This is a genomic window from Anaerolineales bacterium (assembly GCA_016928575.1).
In the GTDB taxonomy this organism is placed as follows: Bacteria; Chloroflexota; Anaerolineae; order Anaerolineales; family RBG-16-64-43; genus JAFGKK01.
The window spans coordinates 1-14730 of record JAFGKK010000007.1; the positions used below are offsets into that span (position 1 = coordinate 1).

18 protein-coding genes are annotated in these 14730 nt (G+C 60.8%); all 18 read left to right on the top strand.

Annotated features, from left to right (window positions below; translation table 11 throughout):
• The first annotated feature begins 405 nt into the window (after nucleotides 1-405).
• The 18 genes from JW929_00915 (at nucleotide 406) to JW929_01000 (ending at nucleotide 14723) form a co-directional block, all read left to right on the top strand.
• Nucleotides 406-780 carry a GxxExxY protein gene (locus JW929_00915; GenBank protein MBN1437943.1) on the top strand — a complete coding sequence of 125 codons (375 nt, stop codon included), beginning with the start codon at nucleotides 406-408 and terminating at the stop codon, nucleotides 778-780.
• Between the two features lie 330 nt (nucleotides 781-1110).
• A complete protein-coding gene (locus JW929_00920; protein ID MBN1437944.1) occupies nucleotides 1111-1710 on the top strand; it encodes a TetR/AcrR family transcriptional regulator in 600 nt (199 codons plus the stop codon).
• 233 nt (nucleotides 1711-1943) lie between these two features.
• Nucleotides 1944-2396, top strand: coding sequence for a transcriptional repressor (locus JW929_00925; protein ID MBN1437945.1), 453 nt, complete (start codon nucleotides 1944-1946; stop codon nucleotides 2394-2396).
• Nucleotides 2393-3658 (top strand): cation transporter, encoded by a 1266-nt coding sequence (locus JW929_00930; protein ID MBN1437946.1) that lies wholly within the window; start codon nucleotides 2393-2395, stop codon nucleotides 3656-3658. The genes JW929_00925 and JW929_00930 overlap by 4 nt, the downstream gene beginning before the upstream one ends.
• A gap of 200 nt (nucleotides 3659-3858) precedes the next feature.
• Complete coding sequence (locus JW929_00935) at nucleotides 3859-4173, top strand: hypothetical protein (protein MBN1437947.1); 315 nt, start codon at nucleotides 3859-3861, stop codon at nucleotides 4171-4173.
• A gap of 20 nt (nucleotides 4174-4193) precedes the next feature.
• The gene (locus JW929_00940) at nucleotides 4194-4790 is read left to right on the top strand and encodes an isoprenylcysteine carboxylmethyltransferase family protein (GenBank protein ID MBN1437948.1); all 597 of its coding nucleotides are present in this window, start codon (nucleotides 4194-4196) and stop codon (nucleotides 4788-4790) included.
• A gap of 10 nt (nucleotides 4791-4800) precedes the next feature.
• Nucleotides 4801-5439, top strand: coding sequence for a methyltransferase domain-containing protein (locus JW929_00945; protein ID MBN1437949.1), 639 nt, complete (start codon nucleotides 4801-4803; stop codon nucleotides 5437-5439).
• 134 nt (nucleotides 5440-5573) lie between these two features.
• The gene (locus JW929_00950) at nucleotides 5574-6200 is read left to right on the top strand and encodes an isoprenylcysteine carboxylmethyltransferase family protein (protein MBN1437950.1); all 627 of its coding nucleotides are present in this window, start codon (nucleotides 5574-5576) and stop codon (nucleotides 6198-6200) included.
• A 31-nt stretch (nucleotides 6201-6231) separates the two neighbouring features.
• Nucleotides 6232-6921: an isoprenylcysteine carboxylmethyltransferase family protein gene (locus tag JW929_00955; protein ID MBN1437951.1), complete on the top strand. Its 690-nt coding sequence runs from the start codon at nucleotides 6232-6234 to the stop codon at nucleotides 6919-6921.
• A gap of 25 nt (nucleotides 6922-6946) precedes the next feature.
• Nucleotides 6947-7507 carry a hypothetical protein gene (locus JW929_00960; GenBank protein MBN1437952.1) on the top strand — a complete coding sequence of 187 codons (561 nt, stop codon included), beginning with the start codon at nucleotides 6947-6949 and terminating at the stop codon, nucleotides 7505-7507.
• A gap of 45 nt (nucleotides 7508-7552) precedes the next feature.
• Nucleotides 7553-8113, top strand: coding sequence for a hypothetical protein (locus JW929_00965; protein ID MBN1437953.1), 561 nt, complete (start codon nucleotides 7553-7555; stop codon nucleotides 8111-8113).
• A gap of 12 nt (nucleotides 8114-8125) precedes the next feature.
• A complete protein-coding gene (locus JW929_00970) occupies nucleotides 8126-8851 on the top strand; it encodes a methyltransferase domain-containing protein (GenBank protein MBN1437954.1) in 726 nt (241 codons plus the stop codon).
• Nucleotides 8852-8864: 13 nt separating this feature from the next.
• On the top strand, nucleotides 8865-9353 hold the full coding sequence (locus tag JW929_00975) for a class I SAM-dependent methyltransferase (protein ID MBN1437955.1): 489 nt from the start codon (nucleotides 8865-8867) through the stop codon (nucleotides 9351-9353).
• The gene (locus JW929_00980; protein ID MBN1437956.1) at nucleotides 9350-10564 is read left to right on the top strand and encodes an isoprenylcysteine carboxylmethyltransferase family protein; all 1215 of its coding nucleotides are present in this window, start codon (nucleotides 9350-9352) and stop codon (nucleotides 10562-10564) included. Before JW929_00975 ends, JW929_00980 begins: the two co-directional genes overlap by 4 nt.
• A 456-nt stretch (nucleotides 10565-11020) precedes the next feature.
• A complete protein-coding gene (locus JW929_00985) occupies nucleotides 11021-11914 on the top strand; it encodes an alpha/beta hydrolase (GenBank protein MBN1437957.1) in 894 nt (297 codons plus the stop codon).
• A gap of 38 nt (nucleotides 11915-11952) precedes the next feature.
• Nucleotides 11953-12840: an SAM-dependent methyltransferase gene (locus JW929_00990; GenBank protein ID MBN1437958.1), complete on the top strand. Its 888-nt coding sequence runs from the start codon at nucleotides 11953-11955 to the stop codon at nucleotides 12838-12840.
• Nucleotides 12841-12925: 85 nt separating this feature from the next.
• Nucleotides 12926-13561, top strand: coding sequence for a methyltransferase domain-containing protein (locus JW929_00995; GenBank protein MBN1437959.1), 636 nt, complete (start codon nucleotides 12926-12928; stop codon nucleotides 13559-13561).
• Nucleotides 13562-13658: 97 nt separating this feature from the next.
• Nucleotides 13659-14723, top strand: a complete 1065-nt coding sequence (locus JW929_01000) for a ketopantoate reductase family protein (protein ID MBN1437960.1) — start codon at nucleotides 13659-13661, stop codon at nucleotides 14721-14723.
• Nucleotides 14724-14730 lie beyond the last annotated feature (7 nt).

Genomic DNA, 14730 nt, shown 5'->3' on the forward strand with positions numbered 1-14730 from the left:
CTCCTCGTGTCTTTGTGCCTTTGTGGTTAAGTGCCAATTACCATTATTTTTTGACCACGAAGACACGAAGACACAAAGGAGTTCTGAATTCCTTGTCTATTCTCTTCGTGTCTTTGTGCCTTTGTGATTAAGTGCCAATTACCATTCAATTTTTGACCACTAAGACACGAAGATATAAAGCAGTCCTGAATTCTTTATTGGATTTCTTCGTGTCTTTGTGCCTTTGTGCCTTTGTGCCTTTGTGGCTAATTGCCAATTTGCGTTTAATTTTTTGACCACCAAGGCATTCATTTTTTCAGGAATTAGCGGTTATGTGATATACTCGGCATGATAATGGAACCATAACACCCAATCCATTTTTATACGCCAACAAATAAAGGGGGATCAATGATTTTTCCACCGCTTATGGAAAATGAAGAGGAGCTCGCCCGCGTAATTGTGGATTCTGCCTTTGCCGTCCATGCGGCGCTTGGGCCCGGATTATTGGAAAGCATTTATGAGACGTGTTTTTGTCACGAATTGTGCAAGCGAAAAGTTGCCTTCCGCCGCCAGGTCGCCGTTCCGATCGTGTACGATGGTGTAACCTTTACCGAAGGACTACGACTTGACGTGATGGTGCAGGAGAAGGTGATCTGTGAATTAAAGTCCGTCGAGTTTATGCATCCCGTCTTTACTGCCCAATTGCTCACATACCTGAAATTATCAGGGAAGCGGCTCGGATTTTTAATTAATTTCAATGTTCCGATAATCAAACGCGGCATTAAGCGCCTGATTCTATAATCCTCTATGTGTCTGCAGTGGTATGCATTCTATTTCCCGCCAAGGCACGAAGTAATTCCATGTCCCATCAGATCTTCTTCATGCCTTCGTGTCTTTGCGGTTCACCTCTCAACCGGCCCAAGCCGCTTACCACCAAGACACGAAGTAATTACATATCTCAACAGATCTTCTTACTTCCCCGTTAAGGCGCTTTCCCTTTTATTTACCAAAATATACATCATGTTCATTTATATACTTTATGTTTATTTTATGATATGATGAATTTGCAGACCGGCGGAGATCCCTCACTCAGTAATTGTCGGGCTGATACCGCTCGCACAGGAGTTTTGTATGGACGCCCCCCAACCTTCCCGGCATGCCCGCCGGCGCCGTCAGACCCGCCGGCAACTGATCCAAGCCGCCGTGCAGTTGGTGCTGGAAAAGGGGTATGAGGCGGTGACGATCCAGGAGATCACCGACCGGGCGGATCTGGGCCGCGGCACGTTTTATATCCACTTCAAGGATAAAGAAGAGGCGGTCTGGTCCGCGATCGAAGACGGTTTGCGCGCCACCGAGGAGGATGCGCACCGCCAATTCGCACGCGGCCTCCCCGTACAGGCGGAGTATTATGCCTATCGGAACATTTTCCGCCACGCGGAAAAGAACAAGGATCTATACCGGGTGATGCTCGGCGGGAAAGGCTCGGCGGTGATGACGACCCGGGTTCAACAACACCTTTCGTCCGAACTGGCTCGGGATCTGGCGGCTCTCCCGGTGAAGGTGTTTTTGGAGTTCCGGGTCCCGGCGGAGGTCCTGGCGCAGGTGGTCAGCGGCGCCGCGATTCAGCTGGTGCGGTGGTGGCTGGAAACCCCAAACAAATATTCTCCGGACGACATGGCCGGGCTGCTTTATACATCCCTCCACCACAAATCTCCTCCAAGAAACGTCTGATTTTTCCTAAAAAACCGCCGACAGCGGTTTATTCTCTACGATTCCCCGTGAAGTGGTGCCTGTGCAATAGAAAGTGACAATCCACCCTTGACAATTCGGCAAAGGGAACTTACTATTTTGAGAATGATTACTATTATCATTTAGAAGGCGATTCTCATTTCCAAGGCCGAGCTGTCCCGGCGTGCCGGCGGGGTGCATTGGCCGATCCGGGAAACCTATCGAAAGGACGCCCCATGGGAAAACGAGAGGATTTCGCCGATGCCGTCCGCCGGCAAGGTTTAAAACTCACCCGTCCGCGCCAGGTCATCCTGGAAGTGCTGGAAAACGACCGCGGGCATCTCGACGCCGAGACTATCTACCGCAAGGCTAAGGACAAGGATCCGCGGATCGGCATCGCCACGGTCTACCGCACCCTTGCGCTGCTCAAACGGCTCGGGCTAGCGGAGGAACACGATCTGGGCGAGGATCACGGACACTTCGAAGCCGTCGACGGGACCAAGCCGCACTTCCATTTCACCTGCCTGCGGTGCGGGAAGATCATCGAATTTGAATCTCCGCAGGTCATGCGGCTGTCGCAGAACCTGTGTGAGAAGGAAGGATTGCTGGTTTTGGAAGTCCATCTGCGCCTGAGCGGCTATTGCCGGCAGTGCCGGCCCCCCGGAAAGGGGTGCAAGGAGAAGCCATGAGTCGGAAAACGCGCAACCGCCGCCACGACAACCGCGACATGATCCTGATGGCCCTGGCCGATTCGCCCCAGACGACGGCGGACATCAAAGAGCATTTTTACGCCCTGCCCCGGCGGTTCGGCGTGTTTTCCCCGTTGTACCGCTTGTCCGCGGCCGAGGACGCTTCCTTCGAACAGGAGTTGGCGCATGACTTGGAGCGCATGGCGGCCCAGGGGTGGCTGTTCCGGGAGGAAAACCGTTACGCCCTGACTGCGGTCGGCCGCCAGGAAGCCGATCGGCGCCTGGCCGGGGTGCGCCGCGCCGTCGCCCTGGCCGCCGGCTGGATGCAACCGGAAGCCGTCTCGCGGGTCGCCGTGGCCGTCCACCTGATCTTGGCGGCGGTCAAACTGCCCGCGGCGGTCCTTTCGGGAAGCATGGGGCTGCTCAACGATTCCGTGGACACGCTGTTGGACGGCCTGTCGAGCCTGCTGGTGTTTTTCGGGGTCAAGTACCAGAGGGAGCGGGCGGTGAATTTCCTGCTGGTGGCGATGATGCTCCTGACCGGCGGCCTGGCCCTCTATGCCTCCCTGCGCCGCGTATTCGTTCCGGCCCCGCCCGAAGTGGATCTGTTCGCTTTCCTTTCCGCCATGCTGTCGGGGTTGGTCTGCCTGGGGCTCGGCCTGTACCAGCGCTACGCCGGCGTGCGCAACGGATCGATGACGCTGATCATGCAATCCGTGGATTCCCGAAACCACGTCCTGGTCGCCGCGGGCGTGACCGCCGGGTTGATCGCCGCCCTGCTGGACTTTCCCCTGCTGGACACGGCGGTCGGGATCGCCGTGGCGGCGCTGATCCTGCGCAGCGGGATCGAACTCGCGGCCGAGTTGCTGCAGGCCGGCCGAGACGGCGGCGCGGATCTTTCCCGCTATCCGATGTTTTTCGCCGAACAGTACCGGGGGTTTCGCCGGACGCAATTGCAGGATTGGCTGCTGCACCTGGTGGAAACCCGCCAGGCGGTCACCCTCGAAGCGCTGCGAAACAAAGCCTCCCAGGATATGACCTTCGATTCCTTTCCGATCCTGCGGGAGATCGGCTTGCCGCAGCGCAGTCAGACGGAGGAAAGCATCGTCCATTCCATCGGCGAGTTGTTCGAAAAAGGCTGGATCAAGGAAATCGACGGCAAGCTGTGGCTGACCCATTCGGGAACGTACCGTCTCCACTGGCAGATCGGAAGGATGCGCCGCATCACCAGCCGGGCGCTGGTGGATAGCAAACCGCACTAGAAAGCCGCGGATCCCGCTCACCCTGCGGGAGGTCTTTCTCCGCCGGCCATCTCCGACTCCGAGGAGACGTCGTGAAAAAAAAAGGCTTTGCCGATGGGCACCGTATGGATCACCCTGGCGGCGACGCTGACCCTGCTCCTCCTCCCGCGTGCCGCGTTTGTGCCGATTCCGTGGACCCGGCTCGGATTCCTTGCATCGGCATGCGGGATCGCGTCAATTTGGCGGCCGACAACTTTTTCCGCAAGGCGGGAACGACGGTGAAGCCTTGCGAGGAGACCGCGGTGCCGGTCGGCGGAGCCCTGTGCCGGGTCAGCCGCAACCCGATTCACTTGGGATGGGCGTCGATCGTTTCCGGAGCCGCTGAGCTGCCCGGCTCGTTCCCACCGCGGGTCGCCGCGTCTGCGTTCGTCTTTTTCATCGACCGGCGGGTCATCGCCGTGGAAGCAGGCATGTTGAAAGCCCGGGGCGGGGAATCCCGGCGGGCGTACACGCCCCGCATCCGCCGGCGGCTCTGATTCTCAGGAGAGAAACAGCCATGGACCAAGAAACGGTATTCCGCGGAATTCTGCTCTTATCGGTCGTCGTCATCGGCGCCGTCCGGATTTACTACCAATCCAAAATCAGCCGCGATACCGGGAAATTTCACTTCCGCGAAGGCCCCGTGACCCTGGCGCTCGCGGGTACCGCCGCGCTGGTCAATATCGTGTTCGGCGCGGAGTACGTTTTCTTTCCCGGAACGTTCGCCTTCGCCTACGCGCTCCGCTTTCCCGCCGCCGTGCGCTGGACCGGCGCCGCAATGCTGGTTCTGGGGATCGCGGTCCTGTGGCTGGCCCACCATCATCTCGGCCTTTCCTTCTCTTCCTTCGTCGGATCGAAAGAGCTGCACGCGCTGGTGCAATCCGGCCCCTACCGGATCATTCGCCACCCGATTTACACGGCCTATTTGCTGATGTACCTCGGGGGAGGGTTGGCCGCAGGCAACTGGGTGCTCGTCGTTATTCCGGTGACCTGCTTTTTCCTGAACGCCTGCCTCCGCATGCCGCAGGAAGAGCGGATCCTGACCGAGTTGTTCGGGCCGGAGTACACCGCCTACATGCAGCGGACGGGCAGGCTGTTGCCGCGGCTGCGGTGAAGGAAACGCGATGTACCGGCACCGCTTCACCGATTTCACCAATGCACTGATCCCCGTCTACGACAAGCTCTTCCACGCGTGGATGGGCAAAGCGCATGAGCAATTCCGCGGGCGCGTCCTCGAGCTCGCCGCTTTGCGGAGCGGCGAGCGGATCCTCGACGCGGGATGCGGCACCGGCCTGACGGCATCGCGAATTGTCGAACGTTGCCCCGGAGTCAAAGTGGCCGGGATCGACATATCGCCCAGGATGATCGCCGCCGCGCGGAGGAATGCGGAAACCCAAGGCCTCCGGGCGGAGTTCCGGGTCGGTTCGATCACCGCCCTGCCCTACCCGGACGGGTCGTTCGACGCGGTGATCACCTGCATCATGTTCCATCATCTCGACCTGTCGGAAAAACGCCGGGCGGTTGGGGAATTGGCGAGGGTTCTCAAAGCCGGCGGACGCTACATCTCGGCCGAGTTCGGCCCGCGGGCGGCCAACGCCCTGCAGCGCAGACTGGCCAAGGGAGATTACACGCTCTACCCCTCGCACCTTGAGGAAGCCGGCTTCGTCATCATGCGCTACGAGATCGGGCCGTTCGCGCTCGGCAAAAAGGTTTGCTACCGGACGGCGGTCAAGCCGGATCGAGCGGCGGCCGGGCCGGCCTGATTTCTCCGGCGGCTGCCATATTCAAAGGCCGCGCGCGTCCGGTCGCGGTTGCTGCCCTCGATCTGGTGACAGCCGATGGGTTGAATCGGCCAAGGGCATCCTTTCATCGACTCAGTTTGATAAGGAAGCAAACCATGCAATCGGGACAAGTCTTCAAGATCGCATTTTTCGCGCTCTTCCTCGCGCTCCTGGGAATCCGGGGGTTCTTCGGCTGGAAGGTCCGCCAGAAAGGGGAAAGCAGCTGGTCGGTCGATAAGGACGCCGCCCGGCGGGAAGGAACATGGAGCCTTCTACTGCGCCCGTTGATGTTCCTGGCGATCCTCGTGCTGGTCGGTCTGTACGCGCTGATCCCCAGTGAACCGGCGTGGCTGGTCCTCCCGCTGCCGGCCGGAGTGCGGGCCGTGGGGGCGGGGCTCGGGATTCTGAGCCTCCTGTACCTGGTCTGGGTGCATCACACCCTGCGGGAATTCTGGTCGACCGTCCTGCAGTTGCGCCAAGAGCATGCGTTGATCACAACCGGACCGTACCGGTGGATCCGGCACCCGATGTACTCGGTGTTGACGGCTTGTTTCATCAGCCTGGCGCTCCTTTCCGCGATGTGGCCGCTTCTGCTGCTGACGCTCCTGACCGTCCCGTTCTTCTACCGCGCCACGGTTAAGGAAGAAGAAATGATGATCGCCCAATTCGGCGACGAATACCGCGCCTACCGGGAACGCACCGGGCGGTTTTTGCCGCAATTTGGCGCACCTGTCAGGTCTTAAGACCTGACAGGTGCGAAATCAGGAGAATCACATGAAATACCTCAAAGGATTTGCGTCGTTTCTGTGGACCTGCATCCTCTACGCGGGATTGCCCCTGCTGGGCTGGGGATTGGATGATCTCCCCGGTTATTTCGCCCTTCCGCCGCGGCTGATTTACGTCGTCTCCATCGCCCTGTTCGGGACGCTCGCCGCATGCCAGATGATCCTCCTGCCGGAAAGCTTCCACGGCGGGATGGGCCAGGCAGAGAAGTTCGTCCCGCGTCAGCGCGTCGTGCGCGTCGCCGTCACCCTGATGCTGTTCGCCGGCTTGGTGCTGATCCCCTTAAGCGACCGACGCAGTCTGCTTACGATGGCGGATTCTTCCCCTCTGCGTTGGATCGGTCTGATCCTGGCGATCCTCGGGCTGGGGCTGATCTTCTGGTCCGGGCTGGCGCTCGGCCGCTTCTACAGCCAGGAGGTGACGCTCCAGGAAGGCCACCGCCTGATCACCCGCGGGCCATACCGGCTCGTCCGCCATCCGCGCTACCTCGGCATCGCCGTGATGGGAATCGGGCAATCCCTGCTGTTCCGCTCCTGGCTGGGGTTGGCCCTGACCGTTTTGGCGATGGTCGTCGTCCTGATCCGCATCCGCGATGAGGAGATCCTGATGCAGAAGGAATTCGGCGCGGAATGGGAAGCGTACGCCCGGAAAACCAAAAGGCTGATTCCCTTCGTTTGGTGAAGATTCATTCAAAGGAGGAATGAGCATGGAACCCTTTCCCGCTTTATCCCTCGGTTGGCTCAACGGTTGGGTGCCTTTGGTTTTGATGGCGCTGGTGGATCTTGGATTGTTCCGGATCCTTCCCAAGGAAGTGGTCGCACGGCTGTACGGCCGCGTGAAGGTGGAAGGCTGGCAGAGGGTCATCGCCGCCATCGGCAACCTGGTCTTCACGGCCAGCCTGGTTCTGGTTGTGTTCACCCCTTTAAAAATCGGCGATCCGGTTTTCGCCGTCGGTTGCATCGTTTCCCTGGCCGGCCTGGCCGGACAGGTCAAATCCTTTCTGGATTTCCGGGATACGCCGCCGGATCAACCGGTAACCCGCGGCATTTACCGGATATCGCGTCATCCGCAAAACGTGACTTCGAGGGTGGCGGCGCTTGGCATTTGCATCGCCGTCGGATCGTGGGCGGCGGTAACCCTATGGACGGTCGGCAATGCTCTGTGCCACTGGGAGAAACTGGCGGAAGAGCAAACCTGCCTGGAACAATATGGGGAGTCATACCGGCAATACCTGCATAAAGTTCCGCGGTATTTCTTGTTCTTCTGAGAAATCCCAGCGGCCGCCTTCCACTTTTTAAAAAAGGAGTTGGCGATGGAACTCTTTCCCGCACTGTCCCTTGGCTGGCTCAACGGTTGGATCGCCCCGGTGCTGCTGGCCCTGACCGACGCGATCCTGTTTCGTTCGTTCCCCAAGCCGGTCGTCGCCCGGCTGTGGGACCGCTCACAGTGGAGCCGCAGACAGCGGATCTTCACCGTCATCGGCAAGCTGATTTCGCTCGGCGTGTTGATTCTCCTCCTGCTTACCCCGCTGAAACTCGGCGCGCCGGTGTTCGCCGTTGGCGCCGCGATTTTCCTGCTCGGACTGGCGACGGTGATTGTTTCGGTCCTAAATTTCGCGGCGACCCCCCTGGATCAGCCGGTGACGCGCGGGTTGTACAAGATCTCGCGCCATCCGCAGGTAGTCGGCGCGGGATTGGTGCTCTTAGGCGCCTCGATCGCGATCGGCTCCTGGGCGGCGGTGATCTTGTGGACGCTCGGACACCTCTTCGGCCACTGGGGAATTCTGGCGGAGGAGGAAGCCTGTCTCGCGCAGTACGGCGAACCTTACCGGGAGTACCTGCGGCGCGTACCGCGGTACTTCCTATTTCATTAAGAGAGGAACACTTTGCTCGGGATCGTAGGCAACGCCGTTCTCATCGTTCTGGTTGTTCTGTTCAGCCTGTCCTTCTTCTGGCTGGTGGTCCTGAAGTTCGCATCCAGAGCCGCGACGCGCCTGGGACATTCCTCCCCCTGCCCGGCCGCCATCGGCTGGATTGTGAACAACCCCATCCGCCGGCACTACATGCAGCCGGTCCTCGAACGGGTGGGGATCCGACCCGGCGAGTTCGTCCTGGAACTCGGGCCCGGGCCGGGCGCCTTCTCGCTCGACGCCGCCCGGATGGTGGGGAACAGCGGCCGCTTGGTCGCGGTTGACCTCCAGCCGGAGATGATCGCGCGGCTGGAGCGGCGCGCGCGGGATGCCGGAGTGGATAACATCGAAACGCACGTCGCAAGCGCGTATGATCTGCCGCTGCCGGATTCGAGCGTCGACCGCGCCTTCCTGGTGACGGTTCTTCCGGAAATACCGGACCGCGCGCGGGCGCTCGCGGAACTGCGCCGGGTGCTCAAGCCCGGGGGAACGCTCTCCATCACCGAGGAGTTCCTCGATCCGGATTACCTGTTCGCCGGCGAAACCATTCGGCTGGTCGAATCGGCGGGGTTCCGCCTGACCCGGCTCGCCGGCGGCTTCTGGATCTACACGGTGAATTTCGAGGCTACCGGACCGAACGAAAAAAACACAATCCATCCCAGATATGGGAAGAAAGCGGGGAACCATGCGCAAACCGAGTAAGTGGAGTTTCCAGATGATGTCGTTAATCCACGAAACGCTGTACGGCCTGTTTCAGGACCCGTACCGGGCGCTGGCCGACGCCGGCCTTCAAGCCGGACAAGCCGTCCTGGAAGTCGGCTGCGGACCCGGATTCTTCACCGTTCCGGCCTCCAGGATCGTCGGCGCAACGGGAAGCGTCCTGGCGCTGGATATCAATCCGTTCGCCGTGGAACACGTGCAACGAAAAATCGAGCAGGAACGCGTGGCCAATGCCCGCGTCATGCTGGCCGACGCCGCGCAAACGAACCTTCCCGGCCGAAGCTTCGATCTGGCATTCCTGTTCGGTTTCCCCCACCCTGTCGGGGATATGGGGAGGATCTGGAATGAAATCCACCGCCTGCTTAAACCGGCCGGGATTCTGGCCGTGAAAGGCCGGCGGCTTCCGCCCGGAGGGCTTTTCCGGCCTTCGGAGTGCCGGGGAAGGATCTCCTGCTTTATCCGAACCAGGAGCGGCGAAAAATGATCCGACAATTCTCCTTGAAACGCATCCTTATCGACGGCACCCTCATGAATGTGCTGATCAGCATCGTCGTGTATGGTTTTATCTACCTTAACCCGTTGATCTGGGTCAGCGATTATCCGCCCGATATCCAAGCGGCGGTGGGTCCGGTCTCGGCACCCATCGGCCAACAGCTCGCGATGGGCGTGCTGTTCCTCCTCATCCTCGCCGGTGTGCCGCTTTGGTCGAGCGCCAGACTCCGGCGGGAAAACCGCGGCGAGCTGTCGTTTCCCTCGGCCTTCGTTCACAATGCGCTGCTCGCGTTGTTCTTCGCGAGCTGGGATCTCCTCATCCTCGACTGGCTGATCTTCGTCACAATCCAGCCGGCGTTCATCGTCATCCCGGGCACGGAGGGCTTGGCGGGATACCAGGATTATTGGTTTCACCTTCAGGTGAGCTTCCTGGGATGGACACAGTGGATCGCGATCCTCGCCGCCGGCCTGATCCTCGGCGGCCTGGCGATGATACGGCCGGGAGGCCAGCCGATGTCTGAAAAAAACCGCGGCACCGCAGGGTATTTTGCGCAGCTGGTGTTTTTCCTCGGCGTTTGGGCAGCATGCCTGTTCGTCTCCGCCGGGCGTCTGGATTGGGGCGCGGGGTGGGTATTCCTCGCCCTCAGCGCAGCCGGGCAGATCGTCACCGCCGTGATCCTCCGAATACGGTATCCCGGATTGATGGGCGAGCGCGCCTCGCTCGAAGGGAAATGGGATTTGGACCGGATCCTGGCCGGCGTGTTGGCGCTCTGGGGTCCGGCCGCGATCTGTATCGTCGGCGGATTAGACCAGCGCCATGGGTGGCCGCCGGAGATTCCCCTGGCGTGGCAACTGGCGGGGGTCGCGATCGCCGCGGCGGGGGCGGCACTGACGGCCTGGGCGATGGCGGCCAACCGTTTCTTCTACGGCGTCATGCGGATCGCCAAAGAGCGGGGACATGCGGTATGCGATTCCGGCCCATACCGGTTCGTCCGCCATCCGGGCTACTTGGGCGCGATCGGATTCGATTTGGCGGCGGCGCTCGTCCTCCAATCCGTTTGGGCGCTCATCCCGGCGGCGGTCACCGTGCTCGCCATCGTGATCCGCACGGCCCGGGAAGACAAAGCCCTGCAGGCCGGGCTGGACGGCTACCGCGAATACGCCCAGCGCGTCCGGTCGCGGTTGCTGCCGCTCGTCTGGTGAATTCGTACCGATACGCCTGAGCCCTCGTGTCTTTTTGTCTTCGTGGTGTAAACCCTTTTTACCACGAAGGCACCAAGGCACTAAGGAAAAAAGGGAAAGTTTTTCTTCGTGTCTTTTTGTCTTCGTCGTGTAAACCCTTTTTACCACGGAGGCACTAAGGTACTAAAGCACTAAGGGAAAAACGAAAGCCTTTCTTCGTGTCTTCGCGTCTTCGTGGTGTAAATCCTTTTCCCCACGAAGTCACCAAGGCACGAAGGAAAAAGGGAAAGCTTTTCTTCGTGTCTTTGTGTTTTCGTGGTGTAAACCCTTTTTTACCACGAAGGCACCAAGGCACTAAGGAAAAAAGGAAAGCATTTCTTCGTGTCTTTGGGTTTTCGTGGCGTAAACCCTTTTTACCACGAAGACACCAAGGCACAAAGAAGAGGAATCTTCAATCGCGAAAGAAGGGAGATCCTTATGAAACACCTTGCAGGTCTCGACGATCCGAAAATCGCCAAGCTCTACGCCGGCGTCCCCGAGGATGAACTGCGCAAGTTCCACGCCTTTTGCGAGGCGTATCCCTACCGCAGTATCCGTTACCGCGGGATCGAATGGCCGTACCTGATTTCCTCCGGCGGCGGCGAGCCTTTGCTGATGCTTTCCGGCGCGCTGACCCATCCGGACATCAGCTGGAATTCGATCGCCTACTTCGGGGGAAAATACCGGATCGTCGTCCCCGCTTACCCGGCGGTGCGCACGATGGACGAGTTGTGCGACGGCATGGCGGCGGTGTTGCAGCACGAAGGGGTCACCCGCGCGCACGTGATGGGCGGCTCGTACGGCGGATTTGTCGGCCAGGTTTTCGCGCGCCGATTCCCGGCCGTCTCCCGCTCGCTGGTCCTTTCGCACACGGCCGCGCCCGATCCCACCGGGCTTGGGAACGTGGAGCGGATGGTGCGCGGGTTGTCGCTGCTGCCGGCGTTTGCCCTGCGCGGGTTGCTGGGCCGCTCGCTCGGCAAGCTCATGCCGGCGGATTCTTCTTCCCCGGAAATGCTTCTGATGCTCGCCCAGTTCCGCGAAATCATGGATCACCATCTGCAAAAGCCCGACTTCCTCGGCATCCTTGAGCGGACGCTGGATTTCTACCGACGGGCGTGGTCCGCGGAGGATTTGGCCGGCTGGTCCGGGAGGATCCTCCTGGTACTCGGCGAGGAGGACCCGGCGTCGCCGGAGCGGGTGCGCGCCGCCTTCCGCCGCCTCTATCCGAACGCGGAGTGGAAAATTTTCAAAGGGAGCGGGCATACGACCTCGGTCACCGATCAGGCGGAATACCAGGCGGCCATCGACGGGTTCCTGCAGGCGCAATCCTGACCGTTGTGTTCGCTGGATAAAGAAAGAAGGAAACGGGAATGGCGGGAAAACGAATCGAAACCAAAGCATCCCAAACAGCCGGGTATACCTGTTTCTCGCGCGCCTGCGCCGCGCGCGAGAGAGATCCGCGCCTCCGCGGCCCGGATTACTTGGCGGAGCGGATCTTGCCCTTCGGCGCCCGGTTGATGGCCGCCATCCCCCCCGTCCGCCGGCTGGTGATGGCCAAGATGTTCCCGGCGGGGATCTATGAATACGTTCTGGCGCGGACGAAGGAGCTAGATGCGGCGTTTCTCGCAGCGCTCGAGGCGCGCTTCGACCAGATCGTCCTCTTGGGCGCCGGATTCGACACCCGCGCGCTGCGTTTTGCTGGACGCAACCGCGGGACGCGGATCTTCGAGCTGGATGTGGCGCCCACGTTGGATCCGAAAGTGGAGATCCTGCGCCGGAAGCGCATCCCCCTTCCGGACGAATTGACCTTCGTGCGGATTAATTTCGACAAGCAGGAGCTTGCCGCAGCGCTGGCGCAGGCGGGTTTTCGGCGCGGGCGTAAGGATCTTTTCCTCATGGAAGGCATCACCATGTACCTCACTGCATCGGCGGTGGACCGCAACTTCGCCTTCATCCGGCAACACGCCGCGCCGGGCAGCCGGGTGGTGTTCGATTACATCTATGCATCCGTCCTGCGGCGCGAGAACCGGCGTTACGGTGAGCGGGAGATTTTCGAAACCGTCTCCCGGGCGGGCGAGGGCTGGACCTTCGGCCTGGAGGACGGCGAGGCGGAATCGTTTCTGGAGCAGCGCGGCTTCCGGCTCATCGCGCACCACACCCCCGCGGAGCTGCAACGGAAGCACCTCACTGCCAAAAACGGAACCCCGCTCGGACGCATCAACGGCACGCACTGCATCGCCGTCGCCGAAGTGCGCTGAGGAGGCGGAAGGGAAGGGGAAACGAAGGCAGTTCGGAATACCTTCCACAAAACCCAGCGCCGCTTCCGCAACGACAAGGAGCAGCATGAATCTGATCGGCAAATTTATGGACCAATACAGAAAACCCTCCGGCTGGCTCGGCCGGGTGGTGGCCCGGGGGATGAACGCAGGGCATTGGGAATTGACCGAATGGGGATTGGGGCACATTGACATCGCGAAGTATGGTTCCGCGCTGGATATCGGCTGCGGCGGAGGGGAGACCATCCGCAAACTGGCGGAAGCCGATCCGCACAGCCGCCTGTACGGAATCGATCATTCGCCGGAAAGCGTCGCGGTGGCCGTGGAAAGAAACGCGCCCCAAGTCCGCGCGGGCCGCGTCGACATCCGGCCGGGATCGGTTTCGTCCCTGCCCTTCCCCGGCGCCATGTTCCACCTGGTCTTGGCCATCGAGACCCATTACTTCTGGCCCGATTTGGAATCCGACGCGCGGGAAATCCTCCGGGTGATGCGAGGCGGCGGAACATTGATGATCATCGGCGAAGGATACGCGGGCGGGAAATTCGACGATCGGAATCGCAAGCTGGCGCGATGGGCGGGCATGCGGTTCTACGGCATCCGGGAGATAGAGGAAATCCTAACCAGGGCCGGGTTTGCGGAGATCCGGATGTTCGAAGAGTACGACAAAGGCTGGTTTTGCGCCTTAGCCCGCAAAGGCGTTTGAAGAACAGCGGAGCATAAGGCATACAGGCGGTTGCCGCACGGTGCGGATCTTTCCGGCTCGCGGAAAAAACCTTAATCCGACACGGAGGAAACCGAACATGAAAATCCTAGTTTTTGGTGCAGGCCCCTTGGGAAGCTTCTTTTCCGCGCGATTGCTGGAAGCCGGGCACGAGGTCGCCCTGCTGGCGCGCGGCCAACGGCTGACGGATTTGCGGCAGCACGGGCTGGTTCTGGTCGATACGGAATCCGGAAAAGAGTCGGTCAGCCGGCCGCGGATCGTCGAACGGCTCGAACCGGAGGACGCCTACGATCTGGTGATGGTGGTGATGCGCAAGAACCGTGCGCTGGAGATACTTCCCGCGCTGGCCGCGAACACGCGCACGCCGAACATCCTGTTCCTGATGAACAACGCCGCCGGCCCGGATGCGCTGGTTCAAGCGCTCGGTGCGCAACGGGTAATGATGGGCTTCCCGATGGCGGCCGGCTACCGCCGGGGGTACAAGATCCATTACCTGTTCGGCGGAAAGCCGGACAAGCCGGTGAAGATCCCGCTCGGCGAGGCGGACGGCAGCATTCGTCCGCGGACTCGCGACATCGCTGCGGTGTTCGACGGAATGCCGGGCTTTGCCGGCGAGATCCGCACCGACATGGACGCTTGGCTCAAGACGCACGTCGCGCTGCTGATGCCTTCGCTCGCTCCGGCGATGCGCGCGGCCGGCCGCGATAACGTGCGCATGGGGCGCACGCGCGACGCGGTCGTCCTGGCGGTCCGCGCCATGCGCGAGGGGTTCGCCGTGGTGCGCAAGCTGGGGTATCCCGTCGTTCCCGCCGGCATCCGGCAGATGGAATTGCTGCCCGAACCCTTGCTCGTTTGGTACCTGCAGCGGATGCTCCCCCATCCGCGGATGCGGACCGCGATGCTCGAGCATGCCGACGCAGCCCAGGACGAGATCCGCCACCTGGCCGGGGAGTTCGACGAATTAATCCAGAAGGCGGGCGTCCCGACTCCGGTTATCGACGGGTTGAGGAAATATTTTGATCCCGACACCCCGCCGCTCCCGGACGGCAGCGCCGAGATTCCGCTGGACTGGCGATTCTTGTACACCGTCGCCGGGATTGTGGTCCTCGGAGCGGTCGTCCTTCTTGGTTTGTGGCTGCTGTAAGCCGCCG

Excerpts from the sequence above, each read along its gene's own strand:
- JW929_00920 (MBN1437944.1), top strand. The coding sequence starts at position 1,111 with ATGGACGCCCCCCAACCTTCCCGGCATGCCCGCCGGCGCCGTCAGACC.
- JW929_00930 (MBN1437946.1), top strand. The coding sequence starts at position 2,393 with ATGAGTCGGAAAACGCGCAACCGCCGCCACGACAACCGCGACATGATC.
- JW929_00960 (MBN1437952.1), top strand. The coding sequence starts at position 6,947 with ATGGAACCCTTTCCCGCTTTATCCCTCGGTTGGCTCAACGGTTGGGTG.
- JW929_00945 (MBN1437949.1), top strand. The coding sequence starts at position 4,801 with ATGTACCGGCACCGCTTCACCGATTTCACCAATGCACTGATCCCCGTC.
- JW929_00955 (MBN1437951.1), top strand. The coding sequence starts at position 6,232 with ATGAAATACCTCAAAGGATTTGCGTCGTTTCTGTGGACCTGCATCCTC.
- JW929_00935 (MBN1437947.1), top strand. The coding sequence starts at position 3,859 with ATGCGGGATCGCGTCAATTTGGCGGCCGACAACTTTTTCCGCAAGGCG.
- JW929_01000 (MBN1437960.1), top strand. The coding sequence starts at position 13,659 with ATGAAAATCCTAGTTTTTGGTGCAGGCCCCTTGGGAAGCTTCTTTTCC.
- JW929_00990 (MBN1437958.1), top strand. The coding sequence starts at position 11,953 with ATGGCGGGAAAACGAATCGAAACCAAAGCATCCCAAACAGCCGGGTAT.
- JW929_00985 (MBN1437957.1), top strand. The coding sequence starts at position 11,021 with ATGAAACACCTTGCAGGTCTCGACGATCCGAAAATCGCCAAGCTCTAC.
- JW929_00925 (MBN1437945.1), top strand. The coding sequence starts at position 1,944 with ATGGGAAAACGAGAGGATTTCGCCGATGCCGTCCGCCGGCAAGGTTTA.
- JW929_00950 (MBN1437950.1), top strand. The coding sequence starts at position 5,574 with ATGCAATCGGGACAAGTCTTCAAGATCGCATTTTTCGCGCTCTTCCTC.
- JW929_00995 (MBN1437959.1), top strand. The coding sequence starts at position 12,926 with ATGAATCTGATCGGCAAATTTATGGACCAATACAGAAAACCCTCCGGC.
- JW929_00915 (MBN1437943.1), top strand. The coding sequence starts at position 406 with ATGGAAAATGAAGAGGAGCTCGCCCGCGTAATTGTGGATTCTGCCTTT.
- JW929_00980 (MBN1437956.1), top strand. The coding sequence starts at position 9,350 with ATGATCCGACAATTCTCCTTGAAACGCATCCTTATCGACGGCACCCTC.
- JW929_00965 (MBN1437953.1), top strand. The coding sequence starts at position 7,553 with ATGGAACTCTTTCCCGCACTGTCCCTTGGCTGGCTCAACGGTTGGATC.
- JW929_00940 (MBN1437948.1), top strand. The coding sequence starts at position 4,194 with ATGGACCAAGAAACGGTATTCCGCGGAATTCTGCTCTTATCGGTCGTC.
- JW929_00975 (MBN1437955.1), top strand. The coding sequence starts at position 8,865 with ATGATGTCGTTAATCCACGAAACGCTGTACGGCCTGTTTCAGGACCCG.